17 protein-coding genes, 1 pseudogene and 1 riboswitch are annotated in these 23,220 nt (G+C 58.9%); of the genes and pseudogenes, 11 read left to right on the forward strand and 7 right to left on the reverse strand.

Features of this window, described 5'->3' with window-relative positions; translation table 11 throughout:
• Nucleotides 1–81 precede the first annotated feature (81 nt).
• A riboswitch (cyclic di-AMP (ydaO/yuaA leader) is annotated at nt 82–241 on the reverse strand.
• A 109-nt stretch (nt 242–350) separates the two neighbouring features.
• The 6 genes from LDN04_RS09630 to LDN04_RS09655 form a co-directional block, all read right to left on the reverse strand.
• Nucleotides 351–1,061 (reverse strand): response regulator, encoded by a 711-nt coding sequence (locus tag LDN04_RS09630; protein ID WP_223909348.1) that lies wholly within the window; start codon nt 1,059–1,061, stop codon nt 351–353.
• Nucleotides 1,062–1,283: 222 nt separating this feature from the next.
• Nucleotides 1,284–3,962: a sensor histidine kinase KdpD gene (locus LDN04_RS09635; protein WP_223909350.1), complete on the reverse strand. Its 2,679-nt coding sequence runs from the start codon at nt 3,960–3,962 to the stop codon at nt 1,284–1,286.
• Nucleotides 3,963–3,997: 35 nt separating this feature from the next.
• A complete protein-coding gene (gene kdpC, locus LDN04_RS09640; RefSeq protein ID WP_223909353.1) occupies nt 3,998–4,564 on the reverse strand; it encodes a potassium-transporting ATPase subunit KdpC in 567 nt (188 codons plus the stop codon).
• A gap of 52 nt (nt 4,565–4,616) precedes the next feature.
• Complete coding sequence (kdpB, locus tag LDN04_RS09645; protein ID WP_223909355.1) at nt 4,617–6,686, reverse strand: potassium-transporting ATPase subunit KdpB; 2,070 nt, start codon at nt 6,684–6,686, stop codon at nt 4,617–4,619.
• A 2-nt stretch (nt 6,687–6,688) separates the two neighbouring features.
• Nucleotides 6,689–8,473 (reverse strand): potassium-transporting ATPase subunit KdpA, encoded by a 1,785-nt coding sequence (kdpA, locus tag LDN04_RS09650; RefSeq protein ID WP_223909358.1) that lies wholly within the window; start codon nt 8,471–8,473, stop codon nt 6,689–6,691.
• A gap of 46 nt (nt 8,474–8,519) precedes the next feature.
• A complete protein-coding gene (locus LDN04_RS09655; RefSeq protein WP_223909360.1) occupies nt 8,520–8,747 on the reverse strand; it encodes a hypothetical protein in 228 nt (75 codons plus the stop codon).
• 337 nt (nt 8,748–9,084) lie between these two features.
• On the opposite strand from LDN04_RS09655, the pseudogene aksA reads away from it, so the two are divergent.
• The 10 genes and pseudogenes from aksA to LDN04_RS09705 all read left to right on the forward strand — a co-directional run.
• Nucleotides 9,085–9,228 (forward strand): annotated as a pseudogene (gene aksA / locus LDN04_RS09660) (homoaconitate hydratase); the annotation flags it as partial.
• Nucleotides 9,229–9,379: 151 nt separating this feature from the next.
• The gene (modA, locus tag LDN04_RS09665; RefSeq protein ID WP_223909363.1) at nt 9,380–10,132 is read left to right on the forward strand and encodes a molybdate ABC transporter substrate-binding protein; all 753 of its coding nucleotides are present in this window, start codon (nt 9,380–9,382) and stop codon (nt 10,130–10,132) included.
• A gap of 11 nt (nt 10,133–10,143) precedes the next feature.
• Nucleotides 10,144–10,821 (forward strand): molybdate ABC transporter permease subunit, encoded by a 678-nt coding sequence (gene modB / locus LDN04_RS09670; protein WP_374045169.1) that lies wholly within the window; start codon nt 10,144–10,146, stop codon nt 10,819–10,821.
• A gap of 1 nt (nt 10,822) precedes the next feature.
• Nucleotides 10,823–11,878 (forward strand): molybdenum ABC transporter ATP-binding protein, encoded by a 1,056-nt coding sequence (modC, locus tag LDN04_RS09675; protein WP_223909368.1) that lies wholly within the window; start codon nt 10,823–10,825, stop codon nt 11,876–11,878.
• A 344-nt stretch (nt 11,879–12,222) separates the two neighbouring features.
• Nucleotides 12,223–13,026: a hypothetical protein gene (locus tag LDN04_RS09680; RefSeq protein ID WP_223909379.1), complete on the forward strand. Its 804-nt coding sequence runs from the start codon at nt 12,223–12,225 to the stop codon at nt 13,024–13,026.
• A 183-nt stretch (nt 13,027–13,209) separates the two neighbouring features.
• Nucleotides 13,210–13,548 (forward strand): P-II family nitrogen regulator, encoded by a 339-nt coding sequence (locus LDN04_RS09685; protein ID WP_223909382.1) that lies wholly within the window; start codon nt 13,210–13,212, stop codon nt 13,546–13,548.
• Nucleotides 13,549–13,587: 39 nt separating this feature from the next.
• Nucleotides 13,588–15,063 (forward strand): ammonium transporter, encoded by a 1,476-nt coding sequence (locus LDN04_RS09690; protein ID WP_223909384.1) that lies wholly within the window; start codon nt 13,588–13,590, stop codon nt 15,061–15,063.
• A gap of 256 nt (nt 15,064–15,319) precedes the next feature.
• On the forward strand, nt 15,320–16,063 hold the full coding sequence (locus LDN04_RS09695; protein ID WP_223909386.1) for a sensor histidine kinase: 744 nt from the start codon (nt 15,320–15,322) through the stop codon (nt 16,061–16,063).
• 466 nt (nt 16,064–16,529) lie between these two features.
• Nucleotides 16,530–17,948, forward strand: a complete 1,419-nt coding sequence (locus LDN04_RS09700) for a B12-binding domain-containing radical SAM protein (protein ID WP_223909392.1) — start codon at nt 16,530–16,532, stop codon at nt 17,946–17,948.
• Nucleotides 17,949–17,978: 30 nt separating this feature from the next.
• Nucleotides 17,979–18,764 (forward strand): inositol monophosphatase family protein, encoded by a 786-nt coding sequence (locus LDN04_RS09705; RefSeq protein ID WP_223909395.1) that lies wholly within the window; start codon nt 17,979–17,981, stop codon nt 18,762–18,764.
• 181 nt (nt 18,765–18,945) lie between these two features.
• On the opposite strand, the gene LDN04_RS09710 is transcribed toward LDN04_RS09705, so the two are convergent.
• Complete coding sequence (locus LDN04_RS09710) at nt 18,946–20,964, reverse strand: diguanylate cyclase domain-containing protein (RefSeq protein ID WP_223909408.1); 2,019 nt, start codon at nt 20,962–20,964, stop codon at nt 18,946–18,948.
• A gap of 219 nt (nt 20,965–21,183) precedes the next feature.
• Here LDN04_RS09710 and LDN04_RS09715 point away from each other — a divergent pair, with 219 nt between their 5' ends.
• Nucleotides 21,184–23,151, forward strand: a complete 1,968-nt coding sequence (locus LDN04_RS09715; protein WP_223909410.1) for a cache domain-containing protein — start codon at nt 21,184–21,186, stop codon at nt 23,149–23,151.
• Nucleotides 23,152–23,220 lie beyond the last annotated feature (69 nt).

Raw genomic sequence — 23,220 nt, forward strand, 5'->3', positions numbered from 1 at the left:
ACCGGGCGGCAGGGTGGCTTCAATGAACATATGACGAAAAAAAGCCGCCGGCACAAAGACCGGCGGCTCGAAGTCGCTGTCACTTGCCCTTCCACACGCCTACGAGGTTAGCTGACGGGCTAGGACTTGAAAGTATCCTTTTCAGGTTCCTCACGACGCTGGGAGGTCACTGAAATTCGCCCCAAAAACTTGGGTCCCCCGCACCTGCTCTTCGTTGAGCGGGTCTCGGCTGCATAATTATCGAATAATACTTGTTCGCAAACTCTAAGAGTAATATGCCCAGTATAAAGAAAGTATCAAGATGTGGGGGGAAGGTGTAAAGATTCCATTAAGATGGATGGAGCGCATCGCTACGTTTCGGCCTTCAGACGATACCCTACGCCAGGTTCGGTCAGGATATACCGCGGTCGGGAAGGGTCTCTCTCTAACTTGTGGCGCAGATTGCTAATATTTACTCGCAGCACGTGAGGTTGTTCAACGTAGGCTACTCCCCATATCTGCCTGAGGATCTGGCGGTGTGTCATCACTTTTCCTGCATGGATTACCAGGAGACGCAGGAGATCGTACTCGGTCGGGGTAAGCTGCACATCTTCGCCGTGCACTAGAACCCGCCGGCGCGCCAGGTCGACCTCCAGTTCATCAACCGTGAAGACCGGTTCCGGGGCTTGCTGAAGGGAACGTCGCAGGGCAACCCGCATCCGTGCAAGCAGTTCCGCAACACCGAACGGCTTGGTCAGATAGTCGTCGGCACCGGCATCCAGGGCCTTTACCTTGTCGTCTTCCCGTTCTCGCACCGACAGCACGATAATCGGCACCTGGGACCATTCCCTGACCCGCCGAATCACCTCTACACCGTCCATGTCCGGCAGGCCGAGATCGAGGAGGATGATGTCCGGTTTTACCGCCACGGCCGCAGCCAGTGCGGCATGGCCGGTCTCCGCCCGGTGGATGGAAAACTCACCCGTATCCAGGGCTGTGTGAAGGAAGCGCTGAATTGCCGCCTCATCGTCAACGATCAGGATGCGTGGCAGGTTAGTGCCGCTATTCTTTTCATTTGCCATGTAAATCACCCCCGACTCTTTAAGCTGAATCTGTGTGAGCAGCGTGCCCCTTGGTGCGAATGTGCCTGAACTCCAATTGTTGTATGCGAAATCGTGCAGAGATGGCCGATCGTGTCTGAACCTCTCAGGGTGAGTTGACCGGCCGGCGCGAGATATGCCTTGCAGCGGCGGAACGAGGGAAGCCTGAGCGCAACGGGATGCACTGGACTCACCAATTCACGCTTAATAAAGCGGCAGGGTAATTATCACCCTGAGCCCCCCGGTGGCCCGGTTTTCCGCCCGGATCGTCCCGCCATGTGCCTCCACGATCCCCTTGCAGATGGCAAGCCCTAGGCCGGTCCCACCGGCCCCCTCGGGAACCGGTATCCGGTAGAATTTGTCGAAGACCCTCTTCAGGTCGGGCACGGGGACGCCCGGTCCACGGTCGCAGACCTCCAGGGTCAGTTTTCCCTTATCCATCCGGGCATTGATCTCCAGACCGGCATCGGGAGGCGAATACTTCAATGCGTTGTCCAGTAGATTCACCATCACCTGGGTCATGAGGACCATGTCCAACTTGACCGGTGGCAGGTCGGCGGGGATATGCGTTTCAACGTTTCTCGTGCCGATCTGCTTGTCGAGGGCCACCAGTGCACAGCCGACCAGGTCCTGGATGTCGCTCTGTTCCTTCCGGAGATCGACCCTCCCCGCCTCCAGACGGGTCATGTCCAGCAGGTTGCCCACGAACCGGTTCAGACGCTCCGCTTCTTCCCGGGCGGTATCGAGAAGCTCTTTCCGGGCCTCGCCATCCAGCTTGTACCCCTTGTCCATAAGGGTGTCCAAAGCCCCAGTTATGGTAACCAAGGGGGTCCGCAGATCATGAGAGATGGAGTTGAGCAGGGCGCGTTCCAGCCCCTCCCGGGCCTGGAGAATCTGGGCGTGTTCTGCCTGCTTGACGAGTTGCACCCGCTCGATGGCCAGGGTTGCCTGTGCGGCAAAAGCCTGGAGAAGCCGACGCTGCTCAGGGAAGCCATAACCGGCATCGTCCGTCAGCTTTACCCCCAGAACGCCAAGAACTCCTGCGGTGGTCTGTAACGGCAGATAGAGCAGGTCGGCCGAACCGAGCGTTTCAGTCCCGCGACCGGCAGGTTGATGGTTCCGGAATGCCCAGTCTGCTACCGCAAGCTCTTTCATATCAAGCTGTAAGTGCTCGCTTGCAGTCTTCACTTCCAGGCGCTCCCCCTCCGCCAGGAGGATGGCCACACACGCATCGAGGCTATCCCTGATGTTCTTGTGGATTGCCTCCAGGATGGACTGAATGCTGACGGCGGCGGCAAGGTCTCTACTCAGGTAATAAAGGCTGGCCGTCTGGACTTCACGCACCCTTATCGCCTCGGCCCGCTCACGGGCCTGGGAAACCAGGGTGCTGATGACCACACCGACGGTAAAGAGTGCTATGAAGGTGAGCAGGTATTGGGTGTCGGCGACGGCGAACGTAAAGCGGGGGGGGACGAAGAAAAAATCGAAGGCCATCACGCTCAGAAAGGCGGTGAGTATTGCCGGCCTGAGCCCCAGTCGCGTGGCCGCCAGGACCACCGCCAGAAGGTAAATCATGACCAGGTTGGTCGGGGCAAGCAATGGACGGACCAGTTCGCATACTGTCGAGGCTGCCATGACCAGAACCAGGCTTTTCATATAGCCAGGCCAGGGTTCCGCCTTTCTTGGCAGCACAATCCCCGACGCGGGCTTTCTCGCAGCCTCAGCTATGCTGACGACATAGACATCGATGGTGCCACTCAGCCGGATGATCCGGTCAACCAGTGGCGGGCTCAGGAATTCCCGCCAGCGGGGCTTGGTCGGCTTCCCGACGACTATCTTGGTGACATTGTGCTTGACGGCATAGTCGATGAGGGCCTGGGTAACATTGGTCCCGGTCAGCGTCGTCACCTCGGCCCCGAGGCTTTCCGCCAGGCGCAGATAACGCCAGACCTGCTCGCGGTTTTCCCGAAGATGCCTGCCGCCGCCAGGAGTTTCGATGTAGACCGTGTGCCAGCGGGACTTCGTTTCATCGGCCAGACGGCGAGTCGTGCGGATCAACTGTTCGCTGAAAGGGCTGCCGCTGATACAGACCAGCAGCTTTTCCGCTGTGGGCCATGGGCCGGCGATCGAACGCGACTCCATGTAGGCCCGCATTTGGTCGTCCACCCGGGAAGCTGCCCGGCGCATCGACAGTTCGCGCAGGGCCATCAGGTTGCCTGGCTTGAAAAATTTCTCCGTGGCCTGGGCAGCCTGAGCCGGGATATAGACCTTTCCCTCGTGCAGGCGTTGCAGCAACTCCTCCGGGGGGATATCTACCAGGCGTATCTCGAATGCCTGGTCGAGCAGGCCGTCGGGCACGGTCTCGCGGACGACAATGCCGGTAATCTGCGCCACCACATCATTAAGGCTCTCAAAGTGCTGGACGTTGACCGTGGTATAGACGTCAATGCCGGCCGCCAGAAGCTCCTCCACGTCCTGCCACCGTTTTTCGTGCCGTGAGCCGGGGGCATTGGTGTGGGCAAGCTCATCCACCAGGGCAATCTGCGGCCTTCTGTCCAGCACCGCATCGATGTCCATTTCCGGGAGGGTTACTCCCATGTACTCGACCTGGGCCTTCGGAATAATCTCGATCTCTGAAAACGAAAGGAGTGAATCGGTCTCGAACCGCCCATGGGACTCCACATAGGCCGCAACCACGTCCCTGTGCTCCAGCTTTCGCTGCCACGCAGCTTCCAGCATGGCGTAGGTCTTCCCCACACCCGCGGCGTAGCCGAGGAATATCTTGAGTCTTCCCAGCCCCTGATCCACCTCTGCTTCTTCGGCCTGGGCCAGTTTGAGCAGGGCTTCAGGGGAGGGACGTTTGTCATTGCCGTTTGTGACCATTATCTATGCCCGGAGATGTTCATTGGGGGAGGGAGTCACTTCAGGGCGTCTAACTTCAGGTTCAACACTAACACATTCACCCGTGGCTCGCCAAATATACTTAATCGACGTTCTTCGGTGGCTTGCGTGACGAGCTTTGTGACCCTCTCTTCACTCATCCCGCGGGCTTTGGCAACCCGGGCAATCTGTACGTTCGCAGCTTCCTGCGTAATGTGCGGATCGAGGCCGCTGGCCGAGGCCTGTATCAGGTCGGACGGCACCGGGCCGGAAACACCGGAGTCGCGGAGAGTCTTGACCCTGCTGGCCACCATCTTCAGGTAATCGGGATTTGTGGGGCCGGAATTGGAGCCGCCGGAGCCCATCGAGTTATAGCCGAAATCGGTGGCGGCTGAAGGGCGGGGCCAGAAATATTTCGGATCAGAAAATGGCTGGCCGATCAGTGCCGAACCTATCTCCTTCCCGCTTTTGTCGGTAATGAAGCTCCCCTTGGCTTCTTTCGGGAATATCGCATAGGAAATGCCGGTGACAACGGCCGGATAGATACCGCCGCAGATGGCGGAGAACATGATTAACATCAAAATAGCTGGACGAATCTCTTTCATGGCTAGTTCCTCTCGAGGTGAGACAGCATGCCGTCCCTCCATACAAATGCGGTTACACAAACATCCCCACCACCATATCGATCGCCTTGATCCCGACGAACGGCGCGATGATCCCACCCACCCCGTAGATGAGGAGGTTATGGATCAGGAGCTTCTCGGCTGGCATGGGGCGGAACTTGGTCCCCTTGAGGGCAAGTGGCACCAGGAGCGGGATAATGACGGCGTTGAAGATGACTGCCGACAGGATAGCACTAAGCGGAGTTGCCAGGTGCATGATGTTGAGCAACCCCAGTTGGGGATAGATGGAGAGCAGCATTGCCGGAATGATGGCGAAGTACTTGGCCACGTCGTTGGAGATGCTGAAGGTGGTCAGGTTCCCCCGGGTCATGAGAATCTGTTTTCCGACTTCGACGATATCTAGGAGCTTGGTGGGGTTCGAGTCGAGGTCGATGATGTTGGCCGCCTCTCGGGCCGGCTGAGTGCCTGTGTTCATGGCGACCGCCACGTCCGCCTGGGCCAGGGCCGGGGCGTCGTTGGTGCCATCGCCGGTCATGGCAACCATATAGCCGGCCTCCTGGTTTTCCCTGATGAGACGGAGCTTGTCCTCGGGCTTGGCTTGGGCCAGGAAGTCGTCTACCTGGGCCTCGGCGGCGATGGCGGCGGCGGTCAAGGGATTGTCGCCGGTGATCATGATCGTCTTGATCCCCATGCTGCGCAACTGCTGGAATCGCTCCTGGATGCCCCCCTTGACGATGTCCTTCAGGTTGATGACCCCCAAGATTTCTGCATCGCAGCTGACCACCAACGGCGTTGCCCCGGCCCGGGCGATCTTGTCTACCACGTCCTCCAGGTTGCTCGGGATGGTCTTTGCGCCAAGGGTTTTGACGAACGCGACCGTCGAGTCGGCAGCCCCCTTGCGGTACTGCTTTCCCCCGGCATTGACCCCGGATAGACGGGTGTCGGCGCTGAAGGCGATGGTTTCCGCATCGGGGAGGAGCGATTCCTGCTTCATGCCGTACTGCTGCTTCGCCAGCACCACGACGCTTCGCCCTTCCGGAGTTTCGTCGGTGAGCGACGCCATCAGGGCAGCCTCGGCCAGTTCCTGTTCGCTGTGCCCTCCCACCGGGACGAAGGCGACCGCCTCACGGTTCCCCAGGGTGATGGTGCCGGTCTTGTCGAGCAGGAGCACGTTCACGTCCCCGGCTGCCTCGATGGCCCGTCCCGACAGGGCGATGACGTTCTTCTGGAAGAGCCGGTCCATGCCGGCAATGCCGATGGCGGGGAGGAGCGCGGCGATGGTGGTGGGGGCCAGACAGACGAAGAGCGCTACCAGGATGGTGAGTGATACCGGCGTTCCCTGGCCGGCGGCCTTGACGCTGTAGATGGAGAGGGGGCTGATATTGGCGCAGACAAGCAGGAAGACCAGAGTCAGGGCGATGAGGAGCACCTCCAGGGCTATCTCGTTGGGGGTCTTGCGCCGCTTGGCGCCTTCGATCAGGGAGATCATCCGGTCGAGGAAGGTCTCCCCTGGATTAGCGGTGATCCTGACGATGATGGCGTTGGCGATGACCGTGGTGCCGCCGGTGACAGCGCTCCGGTCGCCACCCGACTCCCGCACCACCGGTGCCGATTCTCCGGTAACCGCCGCTTCGTTCACCAGCGCCGCGCCGGCGATGACGTCACCGTCCCCCGCGATCAGCTCTCCCGCCTCAACCAGGATATAGTCATCCTTGCGGAGCTGGTTTGCGCCGACCAGGGTGTAGTCGCTGCCGAATTTCGGCTTGTTGAGACGTTTTGCCGTCACGTCGGTGCGGGTCTTTCGCAAGCTGGCCGCACGGGCCTTACCGCGCCCTTCCGCCAGTGCCTCGGCGAAGGTGGCGAAGATGACCGTCAGCCAGAGCCAGACGGAGACGGTGCCGGTAAACCAGGCAGGTTCCCGGTTCGCTCCGGTGAGCGACATGCCGAAGGTCACCAGGGTGATGGCGCTGGCGATCTCCACGCAGAACATGACCGGGTTGCGCCAGAGAATGCGGGGGTCGAGCTTCTTGAAGGAATCGAGCAGGGCGGGTCCCATGATCCGTGCGTCGAACATGGAAATCGGTTCGGGTGCATGTTTCGACATTTTTATTTACCTCCCAACATGGTCAACTGTTCGACGATCGGTCCCAGGGAGAGGGCCGGGAAAAAGGTCAAGGCGCCTACGATCAGGATCACCAGCGTCAGCCAGAGGGCAAACGGCACCTTGTCAGTCGGGAGGGTCCCCAAGCTGGGGGGGACGTACTTCTTCTCCGCCAGCGACCCGGCCATGGCGAGCACCGCCACCGCCGGCACGTAACGACCGAGTATCATGGCGAGGGAGCCGAGAATGTTATAGAAGTTGACGTTGGCATTCAGACCCGCAAACGCACTGCCGTTGTTGTTGGCCATGGATGCGAAGGCGTAGAGTACCTCCGAAAGGCCATGGGCACCAGGGTTGGCCATGGATGCCGCGGCGGGTGGGGTGATCATGGCGATTCCCGAAAGGATCAGAACCACGATCCCGGCGGTGAGTATCGTAATGATCGACATCCACATCTCCCGCACTTCGATCTTCTTCCCCAGGTACTCCGGTGTCCGCCCGATCATGAGGCCGGAGACAAAGACCGCTATAACCGCGAAGGCGAGCATGGTGTAAAGACCGGAGCCGACCCCGCCGAAGACGATTTCCCCGAGGAGTATAAGGGAGAGCGGGATCATGCCCCCCATGGGGGTGAGAGAGTCGTGCATGGCGGCCACCGCACCGCAGGAGGTGCCGGTGGTGGCCACCGTAAAGAGATTGGTGCCGGCGAGGCTGAAGCGGAGCTCCTTCCCCTCCAGGTTGGCTCCCTGCACCCCCAGTTTGGCCAAAAGCGGATTGCCGCTTACCTCGACTCCCTGCAGTACGGCGAAGGAAGCGATCAACAGGAGGAGCATTACCCCCAGGAGCGCCCATCCCTGCCGCGGGTTACCCACCATGACGCCGAAGGTGTAGGTGAGGGCGCCGGGGATCAGGAGGATCAGGAGGATCTCCAAAAAATGGGAAAGGGGGGTCGGATTTTCAAAGGGATGGGCCGAGTTGGCGTTGAAGAAGCCACCGCCGTTGGTCCCCAACTCCTTGATCACCTCCTGGGAGGCGACCGGCCCCATGGGTATGGTGACCTCCTTCGCCGTCACGCTCTCGGTGACCGGGTTTCCCTTGGCATCTTTGAGCGGGTTCCCCTTGTCGTCCAGCTTCGGTTTGTCATACGTGATTGCCTGCACGAGCGGCACTGTCTTGTAGGCGCTGAAGTTCTGGATCACCCCCTGGGAGACCAGGAAAATGGCGCCGATGAGGGACAGCGGCAAGAGAATGTAGAGGGTGCCGCGGGTCATGTCCACCCAGAAGTTCCCCAGCATCGAGGTCTTGCGCCGCGCGAAGCCGCGGATCAGCGCAATCACGATGGCCATCCCCGTGGCCGCAGAGACGAAGTTGTGCACCGCGAGCCCTACCATCTGGGTGAAGTAGCTGGCGGCCGTCTCACCGCTGTAAGCCTGCCAGTTGGTGTTGGTGACGAAGCTGATCGCCGTGTTGAGCGCCAGTTGCCAGGAAAAGGCCGGGAACTTTTGCGGGTTGAGTGGAAGGAGGTGCTGCAGCATCAGGATGGCGAAGAGCGCCACGAAGAGGACCAGGTTGAAGAGGACCATGGCCCAGGCATAGCGCTTCCAGTCCATCTCATCGTCCTTCTCCACCCCGCAGATCCGGTAGAGGAGATTCTCGCCGGGGGCGAGGAGGGGCGACAGAAAGGTCCGTTCCCCCTGGTAGACCCTGGCCATGAAGATGCCCAACGGCTTGACCAGGACCAACAGGACGACGAAAAAGAAAATTATTTCCACCCATTCATACATGTTCATGATTCAGCCTCGCTTGTCGGCGTTCGCTGGTAAACTTTACCACGTATCAAAACTGCTTCAATGAAGGGATGACAGGCGTCAGGCAGCTTATACCGCAAACTTCCCAGCGCTGCTCAACGGTCTTGAAGACCGGTATCTGGTCCGGTCCGACCTGTGGGGGAGCTATAGTCGTTGAGGCGGGAGGCGGCGCGAAGACACCACGATGGGGTGTCTCGTCGGCAAAGTCTTCTCCCAGGTAAGCGCCGGTGTCGGGGTTGAAAAGATAGATTTTCATAACAATACCTCCGCTCTGGTGTTTCTCTCAATATCACTCTATCCGAAATACCGTAAAGACGGGCTCAAAACAGAGGGGAACGGCATCAAGAACGTGTCAAAGAGGTGCTTGTATCGGTTATGTCGGGTTGCAGGGTCTCTTGATCTCCCATGGCAGAGGCAAGGGTTGCCTAAGAAGAAGGCAGAAACGTCGCATGCCGTCGCCAATCTACCTGCGGTATGCCATTCAGTGGGCTGGCTCGGCATGTGCTTGATGAAAAACGGTAACTGGGATTCAGGGCAACGGGGCTCCGCGTGCATTGGCATGTGGGGGCCTTGTCGTTTCGAGGGAGGTAACTATGGAAAATCTAACCCAGAGGGAAATCATCATCTACGACACAACCCTGCGGGACGGTGAGCAGACTGCCGGGGTGCTTTTCAGCCGGCGGGAGAAGCTGGCCATCGCCCGGATGCTGGACAACATCGGCGTTCGGGAGGTGGAATGAGGCATCCCCGCCATGGGGGGAAAAGGGAGACTGGCAGTGGGAACCTGGGAGTGCCGTCCGTTTTTTTGCATTTGGCCTGGTACTGTGCTATAAAACCTCGTGGTTCACCGGATCAGGGAACGTCTATGGCCGGGAGGGGAGGGTGATTATGAAGCGTGCAGTGCTCGCGGGTGTCCTTTGTTTTGCCCTTGCCGTGCTTCCTGGCATGGCCGCCGCGGGAGAAATCAGCCTGTTTGCGGCGGCAAGTCTGAAGGAAGTGCTTAACGAACTGGGGGATGGGTACACCAGGACCCACACCGGTGTGAAGATACTCAGAAACTTCGGTGGGTCAGGGGCGCTGGCCATGCAGACCGAAAACGGCGCTCCGGCGGATATCTTCATTTCCGCCAGCCAGGACTGGCTGGATTACCTGGATGGCAAGAAGCTTATTGACAAGGCCAGCATCGGTATTTTTGCCAGGAATGTGCTGGTGTTCGTCGGCGATGGTCATGTGAAAGTAAACGGGATGCAGGACCTGCCGAAACTGAAGAGAATCGCCATTGGCAGCCCGAAGAGTGTGCCGGCCGGCGAATACGCCATGAAAGCCCTGGAACACGCCTTCCTGGCTCCACAACTTACCAACAGGCTGGTCATGGCCAAAGACGTGCGCGCATGCCTCATGTACGCCGAACGGGGTGAAGTGGACGGCGCCTTTGTCTACAAAACCGACGCACTCCTGGCAAAGCGGGCTCACATCATGTTCACCGTCCCCCAGGGACTCTATCCTCCGGTCACCTATCCCATGGGACTGACCCCGGCTGGTGCGCAGAAGAAGGATGCGGTGGCCTTTTACCGGTATCTCCAGTCTGCCTCGGCACGGAAGGTTCTTGCCCGCTACGGTTTTATCCTGGGACAGGAATAGCGCACGTGTCCATTTTCTCCCCCACAGACCTGGATGCCATAGGCTTATCGGCCAGAGTCGCCCTGGTGGCGACCCTGGTGTCGCTCCCCTTTGGCTTTGCCATGGCCTACGTCATGACATTTCGCCGGTTCCGGGGGAAGGTGCTGCTGGAGGTTGCCGTGAACCTCCCCCTCACCTTGCCGCCGGTGGTGATCGGTTATCTGCTCCTGCTCCTTCTGGGGAAAAACGGCTGGCTCGGCCATCTGCTGGCCCAGGCGGGGATCAGGCTCATCTTCACCTGGCAGGCGGCGGTGGTGGCTTCGGCGGTGGTCGGTTTTCCGCTCTTGGTCAGGTCGATCCGGATCGGGATGGAGTCCATCGACCAGCGGCTCATCCATGCCTCCCGGACCCTGGGGGCCCGCTGGTACGACACCCTTTTCACCGTCATCGTCCCTCTCTCCCTCCAGGGGATACTGGCCGGCTCATCCCTCATGTTTGCCCGCAGCCTGGGGGAGTTCGGCGCCACCATCATCGTGGCGGGTAACATCCCCGGCGTCACCCAGACCATTCCCCTTGCGATTTTCGACTATGCCAGCTCGCCGGGTGGGGAGCGGATGGCCCTCGCGCTCTGCATGACGGCCATCGTTCTTTCCCTGCTGGTTCTCTTCCTGCACGAGCATTTCGGCAGGAAACTGGCGAGGAGAGACTGACATGGAATTGCAGATGGGGGTGAGCAAAAGTTATGGCCCGTTTCGCCTGGACGCAGATTTCAGCGTGAAAGGGGACCGGGTGGGCATCTTCGGCGAGTCGGGGAGCGGCAAGTCGACGCTGATCGGGATGCTTGCCGGGCTGGTGGAACCGGATGACGGAACCATCTGCCTCGATGGGGAGACCCTCTACAGCCGGAGTGCGGGTGTCGCCATTCCCACTGAGCGGCGCCGGATCGCCATGGTCTTCCAGCAGCCGAGCCTGTTCCCCCATCTCTCCGTCCGAAACAACCTCCTTTACGGCTACCGGCGCTGCGCCCCCCAGCACCGCCGGGTGGAATTCGAGCCGCTCGTGCAGGTGCTGAAACTGGAAGGGCTCCTGGACCGCGGCGTGAACAACCTGTCCGGCGGGGAGCAGCAACGGGTTGCCATCGGCCGGGCGGTATTGGCCAGCCCCCGGCTCCTCGTCATGGATGAACCTCTCTCGGCACTGGACGACGCCCTGAAGTTCCAGATCATTCCGTACCTGACCGGGGTCTGCGGCCGGTTCGGCATCCCCTTTCTCTTCATCTCCCACTCCCTTTTGGAGATGCGGCTCATGACCGATACGGTCCTCATGTTCGACAAGGGGCGCCTGGTGGAGCAGGGAAATGCGGACGAACTGGCGCGTCGGCGGATGGGACTGGGGCAGGTTGGGTACATCAACCTTCTTCGCCTCGGCCGGCCGGCGGTGAGCAATGGCCTGCACACCTTTGTGTGGGGCGATCGGCAGCTATTCATTTCGGCGGCACCGAAGAGCGAGGCCGGCCTCTACGAACTGTCGTCCCGGGATATCATTCTTTTCAAGCAGCACCCCGAGGCGATCAGCGCCCGCAACCTGCTCAAGGGGCGCGTCGTCACTACCTTCGAGAGCGGCGGCAAGACGGGGGTGGAGCTGGAATGCGGCGGTGACCGACTCATCGCCGAAGTGGTGCACGAGGCGGCTGTTGAACTCGATATCCGGCCAGGCGGGGAGCTCTATGCGGCCATAAAGGCTTCGGCGTTCCGTCCCCTCGGCTGACCGGCGCGATGGGGAGCGTGGCACACGTTGCCGGCTGATGATGACGTAACCAGCTGCACAATTTATAGTCAGAACGAGGGGGGAACGGGACCGTTACCCCCTTTTCTGTTGTCCCCTGCCGGTCGTAGGTTTTTAGCTAACGTTCCGGGATCACACCGGATATGTATTTCATGAATCAGCTGGCACGGCTTGTGCTAAAAGGTTCGCAGCTGATACGCACGATGACGTGCGCATAAACTGGATTCGTAAAGGCAAAGGCGCCTTTCACCCCCCTCTCAGGGGGTGGAGGCGCCTTTTTTGTTAGTGATTCATGCAGGAAAAAATACATTACAAAGGAGTAAGAGATGACGAAGATGACAAGAATCGCAGGCATGGCAATGGCGCTGTTCGTGGCAACCACCGGTGTTGCTCTCGCGACCCCCTCCACCCAGATTTGGATCCCGTCCACCGATATCCAGCCCTACAAAGTGGTCCACCTCGGTATCGACAACTACTTCCGCGCCTCCGGGGTTCCGAAAGCCACCAGCGCTACCCGGGACGCCAACGTCATGGACATCGGTCCGACCGTCGGCATCCTCCCCTTCGATAAAGTGCAGATGGAAGTCGGCTTCGACTACCTCGCCATCGCCAACGATCCGAACGACAACCATCCGTTCAGCGGAAACTTCAAGATCGGCACCCCTGAAGACTCCATCTTCAAATATTCCCCGGCCATTGCGGTCGGTATGTACAACGTTGGACCGTCCCAGGGAGCTAACGCCCCGGGAATCGTCTCAGGACAGAACATCGCCTATGCGCTGATCGCCAAGACCCTCCCCGAAATGGGCAAGATTCCCTCCCTCGGCAGGATATCCGCCGGCTACTATCGCGGTGCCAAGGGCGCCCTGGTGGATGCGAACAATTTCAATAAAGCCGCGAACGACGGCGTCCTCCTCTCCTGGGACCGGACCATGAGCGAGATCTCCGACAAGCTCTGGATGGCGGTCGACTACATGGGGGGAAACAACGTGGACGGCGCGTTGAACCTCGGTTTCTCCTGGGCGTTTTCCAAGAACGTCTCCGTGATCTTTGCCTATGACATCTATAAAGAGAAGGCGCTGGCCGGTAACAACACCTTTACTACCCAGCTGGACATCAACTTCCCCTGACCTGAAACTGCTTAATTAGTAAGCATGCAAAGGTTCATAAACGCGACAGATAGATTGAAATAGGAAAGCAACGGTTTATAATAGTCCGTAATTATTGGTATTTACAGATTGGCACGGCCGATGCTCTCATCCTTTACAGCAGCATGAAATCAAACCTGTCACAACTCAACCGGGAGGCAAGCAATGAAGCTTATAGAGGCAATCATAAAACCGTTCAAGCTGGACGAGGTGAAGGACGCTCTCAATGAAATCGGCATCGAAGGGATCACGGTCTGCGAGGTGAAGGGTTTCGGTCGCCAGAAGGGGCATACCGAACTTTACCGGGGTGCAGAGTACGTGGTGGATTTCATTCCCAAAGTGAAATTGGAGATAGCCGTGGCCGACGAACTGGTGGCCAAGGTGGTGGAAACCATCGAGAACACTGCCAAGACCGGCCGGATCGGGGACGGCAAAATATTCATCCTTCCCCTTGATGAGGCCGTTCGGATCAGAACGGGTGAAAAGGGCACTGAGGCCATTTAACAAGGAATTATCCAACAAGCTCAAAGTGGAGGTTATTGTATGAAAGCTCGACTCACATTGATAAAACTGTTGCTGGCCGTCAGCACCCTGCTGGTCCCGGTGGCGGTCCTTGCGGAAGAGACCAAGGCTCCGGCGGCTCCCGCCGCCGCATCGGCTGTGACCGCCCCATCCGTTGACGCTTCTGCGCCGGCTGCCGCTCCTGTCACGGCGGCCCCTGCCGAGGCTCCCAAGCCGAAAAACGTCGATCCGGTGCTCAACACCGGTGATACTGCCTGGATGCTGGTTTCCTCGGCGCTCGTTCTGTTCATGATCCCCGGCCTGGCCTTCTTCTATGGCGGCATGGTCCGCGGCAAAAACGTCCTTTCCACCATGATGCACTCCTTTGTCGCCATGGGTATCGTCGGTGTGCAGTGGGCGGTGATCGGCTACTCGCTCTCCTTCGGTCCCGATGCGGTTGGTGGCCTGATCGGTAACTTTTCCAAGATGATGCTCAACGGCCTCATCACCTTCGGCAAGGACGGCAATCCGGTCTATGCCCTGTTCCAGAACGTATCCACCGAGCCCGGTTCCATACCCGAACTGGTATTCGCGATGTACCAGGCGATGTTCGCCATGATCACCGTCGCCCTCATCTCCGGTGCCCTGGCCGAGCGGGTGAAGTTTTCCGCCTACTGTGTCTTCGTTCTTCTCTGGACCACCCTGGTCTATGATCCTCTGGCCCACTGGGTCTGGATGACCGATGGCTGGCTCTTCAAGAAAGGGGCCCTCGACTTCGCCGGCGGCACGGTCGTTCACCTTTCCTCCGGTATCTCGGCGCTCGCCTTCCTCGTGTTCCTCGGCAAGCGGCATGGTTTCCCCCATGAACGTATGGCTCCCCACAGCCTCCCCCTGACCATGCTCGGCGTCGGGATGCTCTGGTTCGGCTGGTTCGGCTTCAATGCGGGTTCCGCCATTGTTGGCGCCAATTGCTCCGATGCGGCTGGAGGGCTTGCCGGTCTCGCCTTCGCAACCACCACCATAGCGCCAGCCGCTGCCGGCCTTTCCTGGATGATCGCCGAATGGATGCATTCCGGCAAACCCTCCGCTCTCGGTTTCGGTTCCGGCGTCGTGGCAGGGTTGGTCGTGATCACGCCAGCAGCCGGTTTCGTGCAGCCCGGTGCCGCTCTCATCATGGGGGTCGCCGCCGGTCTCGTCTGCTACGGCGGGATCATGCTCAAAGCCAAGCTGAAATATGACGACTCCCTCGACGCCTTTGGTGTTCACGGTGTTGGTGGTACCTTCGGTGCCCTTGCAACCGGCGTATTTGCCACCGTAGGTGCCAAGGGGCTCCTGGCGGGCGACATGAAACAGTTCATGACTCAGGTGATCGCCGTAGTTGCTGCCGGTGCCTACGCCTTCATCGTCACCCTCGTCATCTCTTTTGTTCTCGACAAGACCATCGGCCTGCGGGTGGAAAAGGAAGACGAGATCATGGGGCTCGACCAGACCCAGCATTCCGAGAGTGCCTACAACTGATCACCGGCTGCAGGTTTGTAACTACAGAAAAGCCGTCCCTAGGGGCGGCTTTTCTGTTTGGTGTAGTGCCCTATTCATGGGCATTTGTTGCCTGTTAATTGGGCAATAATCGTCATGCAACTTCCGGTTTTTTTATGGAAAAGCAATGAATTCAATGGCATATCTTTATGGCACAGCTTATGCCTGTGATGTATCGGGTGAAAAGTATTGTGCCGAGTATTCCGGCACTACACCGTAGCCAGGACAGGAAATGCTGATGAGCCATCCCCTTGCCAAATACGTGAACGATGGTGGCCCTATCCCGGAGGAGCTGCTGGAGCAGCTCGCCTTCAGCGAAAAGATGGCGGAGATCGGCCAACTGGCCGCAGGGATGATCCACGAGCTCAACACCCCCCTCTCGGTGATTGTCTCCGCTGCCCAGATGATCATGCGCGAAGAGGAGCTGCCGGAGTTCGTCCGGGAGATGGTGGAACGGATCGATCAGGAGGCCCAGCGCCTCTCCCAGTTCACCAAGGGGCTCCTGACCTTTGCCCGTCGTGATGATGACGCCGGACGGGATGCCGACATCAACCAGGTGCTCCGGGAGGTGATGACGTTCCTAAAATACGAGGCGCAGAAACGCTCCATCACGGTCGTCGAGGAGCTGGATTTCCATCTTCCCTCCGTGGCTGCCGATGGGAACCGCCTGAAGCAGGTTTTTATCAACCTGGTGATGAATGCCCTGCAGGCGATGGAGCAGGGTGGGACGCTGCTGGTGCGGACCGCCATTGCTCCGGACGGTTCGGTGGAGGCGCAGATCGCAGATACCGGACCGGGGATCGTACCGGCGGTGCTGCCGCGTATTTTCGAGCCGTTCTATTCCACCAAGGCTGCCGGTGAGGGGACCGGCCTCGGTCTCTTCATCACTCGGACCATCGTGGAACTGATGGGGGGGCGGATCATGGTGCGGAGCGTCGAGGGAGAAGGGACAACCTTTACCACCATCATCCCTTCCGCCTGAACTCGCCAATTCGACCAGTATGGATCCGTTGTATTTTGTTCCCTTCGATGCATCAACATACCTTCCTTCTTCTCTACTCTTTGAGAATCCGAACGTCTTCCTGGATAACTCCCCGTTTCTGGCTATGCCGGGCGGGAACGGGGCTCTCCTTCCGAAAAGAGTCAAGCGTCACCGTCCGTCTCTCTCGCAAACTTTCTGGTTGTCTCCGCCGCCTTCCCTGTAAATTTCATTCGGTGGTTTCTTGCAGGACTCTTTTCTCCAGGAAAGCCCCGCTCCCTTCATCTGGAAATTTGATGAGCACCGGTCTTTCACCCGTATTTTCCTGGAGGGAGTTATGTGAAGAGGATTTGCCCCTTGATTTTTAGGGAGTAAACCGTTTAGCATGACCTGTCCGAATAATGAAGCAGGTTTTGGGGTGTACTTACCTCTACCCCTACCCATTACCTGTATTCCAAGAGGTGTTCCCGTGAAGGTCCTGTTTGTTCACCCCCATGGCAAGAACTGGATGGGGTCCATGAAGGATATCAGCACCATCTTTAACCTGATGCCGCCGCTGGGGATGATGAGCATCGCCGCGTTTCTTGAGCGACAGGGGGTTGAAATAGAGCTCCTGGACTGTTACGCTCACCCCGCGCCCCTGGAGGAACTGGTGGCGTCCATCGTCCGGCGGGCTCCCGACGTGGTCGGCTTTTCCACCACCACTTCGTCATTCCTGGAGGGATACCAGATCGCCGAACGCCTGAAGGAAGAGGCGCCGCAGACCAGGATTGTATTCGGCGGCGCCCATGCCTGCTCCGTCGGGGTTTCGCTTCTCGATAGCTTTCCGGCCATCGACTACCTGGTCATTGGCGAGGGAGAGCGGACCTTTTACGAGCTGGTCAACGCCAACTTCCAAGGTGTGGAGGCCATTCCCGGCGTCGGCTACCGCCGGGACGGAAATGGTGTGCTGTCGGCGGTTCGGGAGAACATCGCCGACCTGGACACCATTCCTTTTCCCGCCTACCATCGACTCCCCGATTTCCCGCGGCGCTACAACCTCCCCCTCTTCAGCTATCCCAAGGCCCCCAACACGAGCATCATCTCCAGCCGGGGGTGCCCCTACAACTGCAGTTACTGCGACCGGTCGGTGTTCAACCGGGGGTTCCGCTTCAATTCCCCCGGCTACATCCACGAGCACCTGGCCTATCTGCACCGGGACTTCGGCATCCGGCACGTCTTTTTCTACGACGACCTCTTCACCTTCGATCGCGGGAGGGTAGAGGAGCTCTGCCGGCTCCTGTCGGACAGCCGGCTGCCGGTGACCTACAACTGCATCGCCCGCCTGGAGCATGTGGACCGGGAACTGGTGGCGCTCCTGAAGAAGTCGGGGTGCTGGCAGGTGAACTTCGGCATCGAGTCGGGAGACCCGGAGGTCCTCAAGAAGCACCGCAAGTTCATGGAGCTGGACGATGTGCACCGTAAGCTCTCCATGGTGAAGGAGTCGGGGATGCGGGTGAAGGGGCTCTTCATGGTGGGCCTGCCGGGTGAGGACGAAGTGGCCATCCGCCGGACCATCGACTACGCCCTGACCCTCCCCTTGGACGAGATCAACGTCACCAAATTTACCCCGTTCCCCGGCGCCCCCATCTACCGGACCATCCGCGAGCAGGGGGAGTTCACCGAGGATTGGCCCTCCATGAACTGCGTGAATTTCGTCTTCATCCCCCACGGCATGACGAAGGAGCGGCTGGAAGAGCTCTACGACGAGTTCATCCGCCGTTTCTTCCATCGTACCCGCATCCACATGGGGTACGCGAAGATGATCTGGAAGTCCCCCCACAGCCTCTTCACGTTCCTGCGGAATCTGCCGGAGATATTGAAGTTCGAAATGAAGCAGAAGTGGTAGAGGCAGTGAATAGTGAAAGGTGAATGTGGAATGGGACTGAAACAGCACCTCGATATCGCCGTGCAGGCCGCCCGTGCGGCTGGGCAGTTTCAGCGGGAGCGGCTCTGGAGCGACTTTGCCATCGGCTTCAAGGGGGAGACCGACCTGGTCACCGAGGTGGACCGGGCCTGCGAGGAGCTGATCGTCGGCACCATACGGCAGGCGTTCCCCGCCCATGATATCCTTGCGGAGGAGAACGACTATGCATCCCTCTGCTCGTCCCACAAGTGGATCATCGATCCCCTGGACGGTACTACCAACTACGCCCACGGCTTCCCCTGGTTCGGTGTTTCCATCGCCCTGGAGGTCGAAGGAGAGGTGCTGCTTGGCGTGATCTGTCATCCCATGATGGACGAGTTGTTCACGGTGGTCAGGGGTGAGGGGGCGTTTCTCAACGGCAGACGGCTCGCGGTTTCCCGCCGTGCCCCCCTGCGGCAGTGTCTGCTTGCCACCGGCTTCCCCTACGACCGGACCCGGGACAACGAGAACAATTTCACCCATTTCATGAATTTCCAGATGGCGGCGCGGGCGGTGCGGAGGGCCGGAGCGGCGGCCCTGGATCTTGCCTATGTGGCTGCCGGGCGGTTGGACGGTTACTGGGAGTGCAAGCTGAAACCATGGGATGTGGCGGCGGGACAACTGCTGGTGACCGAAGCGGGGGGTATGGTGACCAATCACGGGGGTGGGGCCTGGTCGGTCTACGACCACCGGATTCTTGCCTCTAACGGTCTGATCCACGATGAGATGGTGGCGGTGCTGACGGGGAGAAGTGCTTGAAATTGATTGGCGCGGGAGCCCTCCCTCCGAAAAGGGTCAAGCGTCACCATCTGCCTTTCTGAACAACTCCAATGCTGATTCAGAAGCTTTCCCTTAGAAGACCTTGAGGTGCTTTTTTGCGGGACCCTTTTCTCCAGGAGAGCCCCAGCCCTATCTGCGTACTTTTCTGAAATATGTAGAGCTAGGCCGAAGGCGGGGTGGCTGAACCGTTGCAACAGGCTGCGGTTGTTCGCATTTCGGGGGTGTAGAACATGTAGGTATTGCGGCTGAACTGCTTGGCGTTGTACATGGCCAGGTCGGCATTCCTGAGGAGGGTCTCGTCGTCCCGCCCGTCGAAGGGGTAGATGGCGATACCGATACTGGCATGGGCCGCCACCTGGTGACCCTCAAGATCGAAGGGTGACTGGAGGGCATCGACTATCTTGCGGGCAATCACGCTGGGAATATCTGGCCCCGCGATGTCGGTCAGCATGATGATGAACTCGTCCCCGCCGAGTCGGGCCACCGTGTCGCTTTTGCGGACGCAGCCGACCAAGGTGTCGGCGAAGGCTTTGAGGAGCTGGTCGCCGATGGCGTGGCCGAGGGTGTCGTTGACCTGTTTGAAATGATCCAGGTCGATGAACAGAAGTCCGATCGTTGCCTGGTGGCGTTCCGCGTGGGCCAGCTGCTGGTTCAGCCGGTCCTGGAGGAGGTTGCGGTTGGCGAGACCGGTGAGATTGTCGAGCATGGCCATGTTCATCAGCCTCGTCTCGGCTTCCTTCCGGGCAGTAATGTCCTCCTGCATGCTGAGAAAATGCGTGATCTCCCCCGCTTCATTCCGGATGCCGGTAATGGATGCGGCTGCCCAGTAACAGCTGCCGTCTTTCCGCTTGTTGTGGAATTCACCCCGCCATTCCTCACCTGCCACAATATGTTCCCACAACTGACGGTAGGTTGCTGGGTCCATTTCACCCGACTTCAGGATGCGCGGGTTCTCCCCCATCGCTTCTTCCCTGCTGTACCCCGTTACCTCGCAGAATTTCGGATTGACGTACTCGATCACCCCCGTCGCGTCGGTGATCACCACGATGCTCGGACTTTGCTCCACCGCGACGGAGAGCTTTTTGACGGCGGTTTCCTTTTCGCCCAGCGAGGCAATCATCCGGTTGAACGTTTCCGCCAGTTCGGCAATCTCGTCGTTGCAATCAAGGTGGAGCGGTTTTTTCATGCCGCTGCGGGAGATTTCACGCATGTGACGGTTCAACTGGTTGAGGGGAATGGTGAGGCGCTTGACGAAGAGCCAGGTGGCGATGATGGCGCAGCAGGCCACGATGAGGGTGGCTGCCAGCCAGTACCGCCGGGCTCTAGCGATGGGGGCGTAGGCTTCAGCTTCCGGGTAGGTGGCGCCCAGTATCCAGTTCTTCGTCGTAAGGCGCTTCACGCTCGTCACCATGCGTAACCCGTCCGTGGTGACAGTGGTGCCGGTCCCCTCGAATCCCCTGACAGAGGCGTCGAAGAATTTCTTCGACCCGGCCGGCATCTCTCTGCGAAGGACCATGAGCTGGTTCGGATGCATGATCATAGTCCCTTTGGTGTCGTAGAGATAAAGATAACCGTCGTGGGCAATCCTGATCCGGGAGAGTTCCCCGAAGAAGCTGTCGGACATGAGGTCGAGGCTTCCTCCCAGAATGGCGATAATGGTGTCGTTTTCATCGATGATCGGGGCGGTGAACATGATGACCGTGGGATGGTGGGCCTGCGTGGAGTAGTACGGATCGGATATTTCCGGATCGCGGGTTTTCAGAGTCTCCTTGAAAAAGGTGCGGGAGGAGTAGTCCTGTCCGCGATGTCCCGGCTGAAAAGGGGATTCGGCCAACAGACGACCGGTGGGGGAGAAGAGATAGACCCCGTTATCGAAGACGGGGAAGGCCCCCAGATGGGTGTCGAGAAACTGCTGCACCTTGTCGGGGGAGTTGACGATGGTGGGGGGGAAATTGTCCACCATGGTGAGGAGCGTCTTCTGAGCCGCCCTGAGCTTGTCGTCCACCTGTTCCGCCAGCCCTTTTACGAGGGTTTCCTGCTGGCTCGCTATGGTCTTCTTGAACTCGGTCCTGAAATAACCGAAAAAGACCAGGGAAAAGATGGTCAGGAGGATGACCACCAGGGAGGAAACCGCCAGTGCCAGCTTGGCTTTCAGGGAGAGGGCGGGAGCTTCAGGCATGGCCGATTACCTTTGGGGACATGGGTTCTCCTGCGGTGGAAGGGCTTTCCGGAGCCCGCAATCGGGCGCGGTCAAAACCGTTTTTCAATTCTACCCCAAACATCAGGGATTAACAATATATCATAATCTAAAGCGACCGTCACCGCATCGGGGTCATACTCCTTGACTTTGCCACGACGTTTACATAATATCCATTAATTCCGCGCATAAAGGCCTTCCATGCACAGGTACCTGTTCGGTTTCATCGATAACATGAAGCTCCGCTGGAAACTCCTGGTGGTGGTTATCCCACTGATCATCATTCCCATTTTTCTGGTGGGGGGGGTGATCGGCTATATCTCGACCCGCCAGGCCTACCTGGGTATCACCCATACTTCCAAAGACGACCTGGCCCACCTGGCCGACTTCACCATCGACCTTCTCAATTCCCACTACCAGCAATTCCAGGTCTACAAGCAGGACAAGCAGCGCAGCTTCAACATGGAACTGGCTACCCTCACCAACCTGGCCTACAATGTCGTTGAGGCGCAGAACCGCCAGTACCGGAGCGGCCGCCTCGACCTGCGCACGGCAAAGATGGAAGCCAACAAGGCCCTGAAGAAGGTGAACGTGGGGGAGACCGGTTACATCTACGCCATGACCAGCAAGGGGGACCTGACGGTCCATGTGGCACGGGAAGGGGAGAACGTCTATAACGAGAAGGACGAGAACGGCCGTTACTTCATCAGGGTAATGTGCGAAAACGCCCTGAAGTCCAAGCCGGGAGAGGTCCTCTACATCATCTACCCCTGGCGCAACGCGGTCCTCGGTGACAAGAGGCCGCGCAACAAGGTAGTGGCCTACCGTTATTTCAAGGAGTGGGACTGGATCGTTGCGACAGGCGGATATCTTGAGGAAACCTACGAGGATGAGGCATTCGAACGCCGCTCCTTCGAGGAGTTGAAGGATAAGATCAAAACCAAGAAGGTGGGACAGACAGGTTACATCTTCTGCATGGACAGCAAGGGGAACTTCACCATTCATCCGGACGGGGAAGGGAAGAACTTCTACACCGCCAAGGATTTCAACGGGCTACCCTTCATCAAGGAGATGTGCCAGAACAAGAACGGCTGGATTCGTTATCCCTGGAAGAACGTCGGCGACCGTACCCCCCGGATGAAGATCGTCCGCTACGAGTACTTCAAGCCGTGGGACTGGATCGTGGCGGTCGGCTCCTACGAGGACGAATTCTACAAAGAGGCGAACGAGATCAAGGGGCGGATCACCGAGAGCATGATCGTTCTCACCATCTTTGTCTGCATCATCGCCGTCGGCCTGGTCTACCTCGCCTCTAAGATCATCACCGAGCCGATCGGCCACATGATGGAGGTAATCCGCAAGGTGAAGAAAGGGCGGCTCGACGAGCGGATGGAGGTGGATTCAACCGATGAACTGGGAGAGCTGGCCGCCGCCTTCAACCGGATGACCCAGATTATCAAGCGGAACAAGGATATGGAGTCGAACCTGGCTCAGCAGGGGAAAATGGCATCCCTCGGCGTCCTTTCCTCCGGCGTGGCCCACGAGATCAATAACCCCCTCGGCGTGATTCTCGGCTACGCCAGCTACCTGGAAGGGCGGCTGGACGAGAGCGACCCCAACTACCATTACATCCACGAGATCAAGCGAGAGAGCAAGCGGTGCAAGAAGATCGTCCAGGACCTCCTCTCCTATGCCCGTACCCCCAAGCCGACCCTGGAGGATACGGACATCAACGACCTCCTGGATCAGATTGTCGATTTCGCCGCCAACCACACGGACATGTACCACGTGACCGTGATAAAAGAGTTCGCCCCGAACCTCCCCCATATCCAGGCGGATGGCGATCAGATGCGGCAGGTGGCGATCAACCTGATTCTCAATGCCGGCTCCGCCATGGAGAAAGGGGGCAAATTGGTGGTGGGCACCTCCCTCGACAGCGATGGGTACATCGTCATTCGCTTTGCCGACAACGGCGCCGGTATCGCGCCGGAGAACCTGGAAAAGATCTTCGAGCCGTTCTTCACCACCAAGGTCAAGGGGACCGGCCTCGGCCTCGCCATCACCAAGCAGATCGTCGAACAGCACCAAGGGAAGATCGTCATTGCCAGCGTGGTGGGGGAGGGGACGACGGTCACGGTGAGGTTGCCGGTGGAGCGGGAGGTGCTGTAACTGGAAACGCGGAGTTCAAGAGGAGACAAGTCGATTGCGGATATTTCTCCTGCGGTTACCGTACCTTTG

Origin of the sequence: Geobacter sp. AOG1, from assembly GCF_019972315.1 — a bacterium.
Taxonomy (GTDB): Bacteria; Desulfobacterota; Desulfuromonadia; order Geobacterales; family Geobacteraceae; genus Geomobilimonas.